The sequence below is a fragment of the Photobacterium sp. GB-1 genome (genome assembly GCF_003026165.1).
Lineage (GTDB): Bacteria > Pseudomonadota > Gammaproteobacteria > Enterobacterales > Vibrionaceae > Photobacterium.
This window is the reverse complement of sequence record NZ_PYOB01000015.1, coordinates 93,602-99,703: the sequence shown is the minus strand read 5'-3', so window position 1 is coordinate 99,703 and position 6,102 is coordinate 93,602. Positions and strand designations below refer to the sequence as shown.

At 37.3% G+C, this 6,102-nt stretch carries 8 protein-coding genes; 2 read left to right on the top strand and 6 right to left on the bottom strand.

Features of this window, described 5'->3' with window-relative positions:
• Nucleotides 1–221 precede the first annotated feature (221 nt).
• Complete coding sequence (locus C9J45_RS14630; RefSeq protein WP_146144326.1) at nt 222–875, top strand: hypothetical protein; 654 nt, start codon at nt 222–224, stop codon at nt 873–875.
• A 121-nt stretch (nt 876–996) separates the two neighbouring features.
• Here the strand turns inward: C9J45_RS14630 and C9J45_RS21785 are convergent, their stop codons facing one another.
• The 6 genes from C9J45_RS21785 to C9J45_RS14610 form a co-directional block, all read right to left on the bottom strand.
• On the bottom strand, nt 997–1,284 hold the full coding sequence (locus C9J45_RS21785; protein ID WP_233217778.1) for a hypothetical protein: 288 nt from the start codon (nt 1,282–1,284) through the stop codon (nt 997–999).
• The gene (locus tag C9J45_RS21780; RefSeq protein ID WP_233217775.1) at nt 1,269–1,508 is read right to left on the bottom strand and encodes a hypothetical protein; all 240 of its coding nucleotides are present in this window, start codon (nt 1,506–1,508) and stop codon (nt 1,269–1,271) included. Before C9J45_RS21780 ends, C9J45_RS21785 begins: the two co-directional genes overlap by 16 nt.
• Before the next feature lie 159 nt (nt 1,509–1,667).
• A complete protein-coding gene (locus tag C9J45_RS21840; protein WP_255418312.1) occupies nt 1,668–1,799 on the bottom strand; it encodes a hypothetical protein in 132 nt (43 codons plus the stop codon).
• A 217-nt stretch (nt 1,800–2,016) separates the two neighbouring features.
• Nucleotides 2,017–3,900, bottom strand: coding sequence for a methyl-accepting chemotaxis protein (locus tag C9J45_RS14620; protein ID WP_107292705.1), 1,884 nt, complete (start codon nt 3,898–3,900; stop codon nt 2,017–2,019).
• Nucleotides 3,901–4,301: 401 nt separating this feature from the next.
• Nucleotides 4,302–4,703 carry a thiol-disulfide oxidoreductase DCC family protein gene (locus C9J45_RS14615; RefSeq protein ID WP_107292704.1) on the bottom strand — a complete coding sequence of 134 codons (402 nt, stop codon included), beginning with the start codon at nt 4,701–4,703 and terminating at the stop codon, nt 4,302–4,304.
• 16 nt (nt 4,704–4,719) lie between these two features.
• A complete protein-coding gene (locus C9J45_RS14610) occupies nt 4,720–5,163 on the bottom strand; it encodes a DUF3429 domain-containing protein (RefSeq protein ID WP_107292703.1) in 444 nt (147 codons plus the stop codon).
• A 176-nt stretch (nt 5,164–5,339) separates the two neighbouring features.
• On the opposite strand from C9J45_RS14610, the gene trmY reads away from it, so the two are divergent.
• On the top strand, nt 5,340–5,936 hold the full coding sequence (trmY, locus tag C9J45_RS14605; RefSeq protein ID WP_107292702.1) for a tRNA (pseudouridine(54)-N(1))-methyltransferase TrmY: 597 nt from the start codon (nt 5,340–5,342) through the stop codon (nt 5,934–5,936).
• The last annotated feature ends 166 nt before the right edge of the window (nt 5,937–6,102 follow it).

The window sequence follows — 6,102 nt, the reverse complement described above, 5'->3', positions numbered from 1 at the left end:
GTTGTATATCGAGATTGTTAAATTATCTTATATTTTTAATATTAGAATATTTTAATAAAATTTAATCTTTAAAACGCTATATTTATATTGGTATTAATTAATGAATAAAAGGATTCTGTGTTTATCTTTAATTTCTTCTTTTTCACAGGATAATGAACAACATATTTATGTAAATCCGGGACGTACTGTTATTGTTGATGTCAATCTTGATGGTTATAACGGTGATTATGATACAAAAAAATGTCGAAAACAATGTTCGAGCTGGTTTTAGTTTTAAAACAGGTAATGGAAGGCTTGATGGTTATAAAGCAAGTTACGATATTAAATTAACCAAGATTCAATTTGAAGTTCCTATCAGTCCTGTAAGTACAATTTATAATATTCCGATACATACCAAAAGAACGACAAATAATAATACCTCAATAATTGATACAGATTATATACAGTTACATATTGTTCAAAATACATGTGGATTTGTTGATAGTGAATTGAATAATGATGTTGGTGATATGACTCCCGGTGAGACTTCAAGTATGCGAGATCTAGATGCTGCTCTACAGTATACACATAGTGATATTAGTACTGGACAAGCAGGAATTTCTCCTGAACCGAATACGATGTATGCGACATATACAATGACGCCAAATGAAGTATTTGATGAAATTAACCGTGATGCAGTTGATGTTCATTTTTATCGTAATGGGTTTGATCCAATTCAGTTTGGTCATATATATAATGATAATTTATATGAGCTTAATCATTTAAAGTATCAAGTAATAGTAAAGCCGATTAAGGATTTTAATCCCCGTAATGATACCGGACCTCAGTTTGGACGGTTTTTAAGATCATATACAATAACAATAAATTATTATTAAAGTTATTATTTATAGAATTATTACTTATTTATTATTAGTCTGTGCAATAATTTATATGTTCGTTTTAAGTTAACAAAGCCAGCAATAAATGCTGGTTTTGCTATTAACCCGATGTGTTAAGTTAAGCGTTTAAGCAAGTAACAACATCTTCTGTAAAGTAGGGTTCTTGGTATCCCCAGAACATGTATTTTACTTTTAGGAAGTGCTGACTAAATGAGTGCAGCATCGGTACGATGTTGTTTCGTTTTTCAACTACTGCAGTTGTGTTTGTTTGCCCTATGTAATTACCGTCTTGAATGGCAATCCCTAAAGGGACGGAATACTTATTTTCATGCATCATAGCTAAAGCATGGTTTAGTTGTCCTCGACGCTTAACCATGAGATCAGGTGCACCTAATCCCACACCCATTTTTTCGCCATATCGATAAATACTTTCAGGTAACCTTTGTCTTCCCAAGGAAGCCATTCACCGTTAACAAAGTTGGCATATTGCATGGTTGTTGAGGAAGGAAACGCCTGTTTCAAGCTCAGCATGTTTGCTTTGATACCTGTTATATAGTCTTTTTCATTAAAGCTTGGATCGGTTTTTACTGATACACCAATAGCGGTTTTTTGTAAGTTTATCCCTTCCATTTTTCGTCAAACTGGCGTCCTAATGCTTGCACTAATAGTGAGAAGGTATTTAGGTACGGCTTTATTTTCAGAATAGAAGGTTGCATCTTGAAGTTGAATAAACAGTTTTTTACCGTGCTTTTTTAGGTATTCATAATCATCAAAAATGATAGAGAAATCTTAAACGTCTTTTTGAGGTTCTAAGTCAGACCATGAATACATGATTTGTGCGCCTACAAAACGAGGTTTGTTGAGTAAAGGATGAGATTTAATGGCTTGTCTGTCTTTAGCAAAATAGACGAAATGTTTCATGTTATCACTAGCAATAGGGCAGCTTGCGCTTAAGTGTTTTTCATATTCATCTTTATAGCGATCTGTTGGGTTACCCCATGCCGCATGGTGTTAATACTGAAACAAAGTGTGAAGAGAAATGGAAATATTGGCATAGTAGTTAGCGGTATATAGAACAAAAGCTAGCATGTTATATGCTAGCTTTTGTCGTTAGTTTTTCGTTGTTATAACGGTATGTTTAGAGTTTAAAGCGACTGATTTCTTGTTGTAGTTCATGAGATAAATTTGATAGCTCAGCTGCCTGTTTGGCGGCTTCATTGGCTTCTACAGCAAGTTCATTAGAAACATCACGAATTCCCTCTGTATTACGGGTGATCTCAGATGTTACGGAAGATTGCTCTTCAGCGGCGGAAGCAATTTGTGTTGCCATATCATTGATCGTGGTTACGGCAGTCGTAATTTGCGACAAGCTTACTGCTGCTGCATTGGCATCATCAACACTGGTTTCAGAGAGATGACGACTATCCTCCATGATATTCACAGTTTGACCTGTGGTTTTTTGTAGGGTCTCTATCATTTGTTGAATTTCTTGAGTTGATGCATGCGTCCGTTGGCTAAGTACACGTACCTCATCTGCAACAACAGCAAACCCTCGACCTTGCTCACCAGCTCGGGCTGCTTCAATCGCGGCATTTAATGCCAATAAGTTGGTTTGTTCAGCAATCCCTTGAATTGTAGATAGAATAGTTGTAATGCTTTGAGCATGGTGATTTAGCTCACTGATCACAGATGTTGCCGTATCCACTTCTTGCGCTAATGTGCTGATGGATTGTTGGCTTTGGTTGACCAGTGTGGCGCCGTGATTAGAAGCGGTTACCGTTTGCTCTGATGTTCTTGCGGTGTTTTCTGCGTTGGCAGCAATCTCTTGTGTGGCGGCTGCCATTTCATTGATTGCTGTTGCGACCATATTAATTTCATCTTGCTGATGCTGAATACGAGTGCTGCGCTCTTCGGCTTGTGAAGCGGTTATATGAGATTGATGATTAAGTGATTCTGAAACATGACGTAATCGAGTCACCATTTGGTGCATGTTACCGACAAACTGGTTGAAATTTAGTGCAAGCTTACCCACTTCGTCTTGGCTTCTTGGTTCTAAACGTTGTGTTAAATCACCTTCACCATTTGCAATTTCAGCCAGTGCTTTTGATACACGGTTAAGATCACGAAGAAGATAGTTTACTAGCCACGCTACCGCCATAACGACGATCAAAGTGATCACAATAGCGGTGATGATTAACTCTGTTAATAGTGAATAGTAGCTGGCTTCTTCTGTGGATTTATCCATTTCAAGGCCAAATATCCAATCACTATTTGGGATATTTGCAAAGTAAAATAGCTTATCTACCCCTTTGATTGAGATCTGCTCTAAGCGGTTTGTATTGGCACTTTGTTCAATGTTACCCATGTTTAACTGATTGCTATAATTAGCAATCGGTTTCAATAACAGTGACTTATCAGAATGAGCAAGGAAAGTTCCATTCTTTTTATCGATTAACATAGCATGAGCATTATCACCAACGTTCAAACTGATCACATCGTTAATGAGTTGATCAATTAATACGTCGGCACCGATAACACCGGCAAGTGCGCCGCTATGTCGAATAGGCTCGGCAATCGTCACTAAAAGGGCGTTAGTAATAGCGTCTTGATAAGCGGTGGTGATCACTTGTTTATTGCTGTTAACGGCATCACCGTACCAAGGGCGAGTACGAGGATCGTAATCAGCACGGTTACGTTCTGGGTGTGAACGCAGCATTTGTCCTGCAACGGTGCCGTAGTAAATATCGTCAAAACCGCCAGCATCGCGTGCTTGTTGAAGGAAAGGCACAAGATCTGCTTTTTGATAGGGTTCTTTTACTGAAGAGGTAATACTGCGACGGATATTAATCCAATCTTCAATACCGCTGGTAGCTGTGGTTGCTACGCTTTGTACGCGATCTAAGATATTTTCATTTGTTTGTTGTTGTAAATTACTGGCAGCAAGCCAAGTTAATACTGTTGCCATAAGGACAACAGCAGACAAGCTCGCGCTGATCAGCTTTTGTTTCAGTGATAGTTGCATTGTTGTCTCAGAAAATGAGGTGTTAGAAAGTGCGGCGAGTGTAAATAGTGTTTTATATATATGCACGTAAATAAATACAAAAATTAGAGGTATCGCTTAAAAGAATTGAAATGGTCATTTTTATGACTATGTGCAGTCTAATTGGTGGCGCTTTATTCTTAATTTTAGGGGGGTATTAGTATTAATTTTTGAGGGGAATAGTTGTTTGTTTATCGAGTACAAGAAATAAAACGCTAACGTATATTGATACAAAGTAGCGGCTAAAGATAGCCACCGCGATGTTAAGTTTTGCTATGTCGTATTGTACTTATTTCACTGATTTATCAAAAGATAAATAACCTAATAGAGAAGTAAGATAGTGCTTGATTATAGTGTTAAACATTTAGCTTCACTGAAGCCTATTAATCAATTGAACAGCTATTGCAACGGGATTTTCCGGTGAATAAATAGGAAATACGATAACGATTTCTGGCAAAAAATAAGTATGCTTTATCGGCAACGATACGTATCACTGGAAGCCTAAGTATTTTTAACCACTTCTTTTTACCTACAAGGTTCCATGCTTTATAAGTGACATCAAGACCAAGCAAAAGTTGTTGCTCTGAGCCGGTTTGAGAAGAGAGTAAACCGTGTAAAACAGTGCTGGCTTTTTCTTTTGATATATCAGGAAAGCGTTGGTTAAAATCAGGCGCAAGAATATCTTCAAATTGTAGTTTTTGATGTTTATTAAGTTGTCGAAGTTGCTTCATTTCAGCGACACAAAGTGGGCAACTTCCGTCATAAAATATGATCATTTTTTCCATTTTTCTGATCCCCTGATTATGTGATTGCAAATACAACCGCATGTAGTCCGCAAACACAAGTGGTTAGACGATTACGTAATTGTTGATAAGACTCATCTTGATGACCTGAGTTAAACTTTATCTCGGTGATACGAATACAAATGAAGCCCAGCGTTAATGCAACAATAGCCCACGTGTAGTTACTCGTTGAATGTAAAAGTGAAAACCAAGCCAGTAGCGCAAAAAGATTACTTAAGAGTAGAGCATATCGATAGGTTGAACTTTCGTTATGGTTAAGACTGTTTCCCCACATAACGCCAGAAAGAAAACTGAGAATAATGGCACTGTAACTGACGAAAATGAGCAAAGCGGAAGTGTTAAAAATACGTATCTCAAGGCTGATAGCGAGTGCACTTAGGGCAAAAGGAATAAGACCTAGATAGCCAAGTGTGTGGGAGGGTAATCGAGTGATAGTGTTCATATTACCTAGTCGTCATTGATTGATTAACTTAATACGCTTAAAAATAGGAATCTGATCAATGGGGGTTACATATTGATGAAAAGCGGGGATAATACTGCGCTCGCTGTAGGTATATGATTGGTATATACCTATGTGTAGCGATGCTGGTGTCACTTTCAACTTCTAGGATATTAACTATGCGTGCTTTCGTATTAAGAGCCCGTTCTGCACCCACCGACAGTAAAATGCTATTAGCATCTGTGGGTCAAGATGCTCACACTGAAATTTTGGCTCACGTTTTAATGAATGCTATTTTTGTGGCGCAGTCTCACCGCGAAGATATTATGGTGCATTTAGTGCTTGAAAGTACGCAAGACTTTTCTCGTACCATTAGCTTTAATTCAAATGATATTACTAATTTAACGGGTTTTCATGAGCAAGCATGGTTAGATAAGATTACTCATGCGCTTGATAAATCATTAGGCATGGATAAAGAGCAATGTCGTAATGTAGAACCGGGGATCACAGTTCGTACGATCAGTTTTGAAAAGCTGATAGTTGAACTTGCTGAAGACTACCAATTATACATGTTAGATAAGAAAGGGGATTTTGTTCGCGATATTGAACTTGCTGCGAACCCTTGTTTCTTATTAACCGATCACATGCCAATGCCGAAGAAAAGTTATAATAGCTTAAAACGCTTAGGCGCACAGAAGATTAGCTTAGGTCCTAAGATGTTATTTGCTTCTCAATGCATCGTATTAATTCATAATGAGTTAGATTTAACGCTATAACGTGTTCTAACTGTTTCTTTTATTAAAGCCGTAGCAGCGATTGTTACGGCTTTTTTGTTACATTAATGTTGTGATTTTTGTTATATAGCTCTACTGAAGATTTTAGTTTAGTGACGTGTTTTTAACATAACCTTATGAATACTTAGTTTTTTTCAAAATTGATGCT

Excerpts from the sequence above, each read along its gene's own strand:
- C9J45_RS21780 (WP_233217775.1), bottom strand. The coding sequence starts at position 1,508 with ATGGAAGGGATAAACTTACAAAAAACCGCTATTGGTGTATCAGTAAAA.
- C9J45_RS14620 (WP_107292705.1), bottom strand. The coding sequence starts at position 3,900 with ATGCAACTATCACTGAAACAAAAGCTGATCAGCGCGAGCTTGTCTGCT.
- C9J45_RS14610 (WP_107292703.1), bottom strand. The coding sequence starts at position 5,163 with ATGAACACTATCACTCGATTACCCTCCCACACACTTGGCTATCTAGGT.
- C9J45_RS14615 (WP_107292704.1), bottom strand. The coding sequence starts at position 4,703 with ATGGAAAAAATGATCATATTTTATGACGGAAGTTGCCCACTTTGTGTC.
- C9J45_RS21785 (WP_233217778.1), bottom strand. The coding sequence starts at position 1,284 with ATGGGTGTGGGATTAGGTGCACCTGATCTCATGGTTAAGCGTCGAGGA.
- trmY (WP_107292702.1), top strand. The coding sequence starts at position 5,340 with ATGCGTGCTTTCGTATTAAGAGCCCGTTCTGCACCCACCGACAGTAAA.
- C9J45_RS21840 (WP_255418312.1), bottom strand. The coding sequence starts at position 1,799 with ATGAAACATTTCGTCTATTTTGCTAAAGACAGACAAGCCATTAAATCT.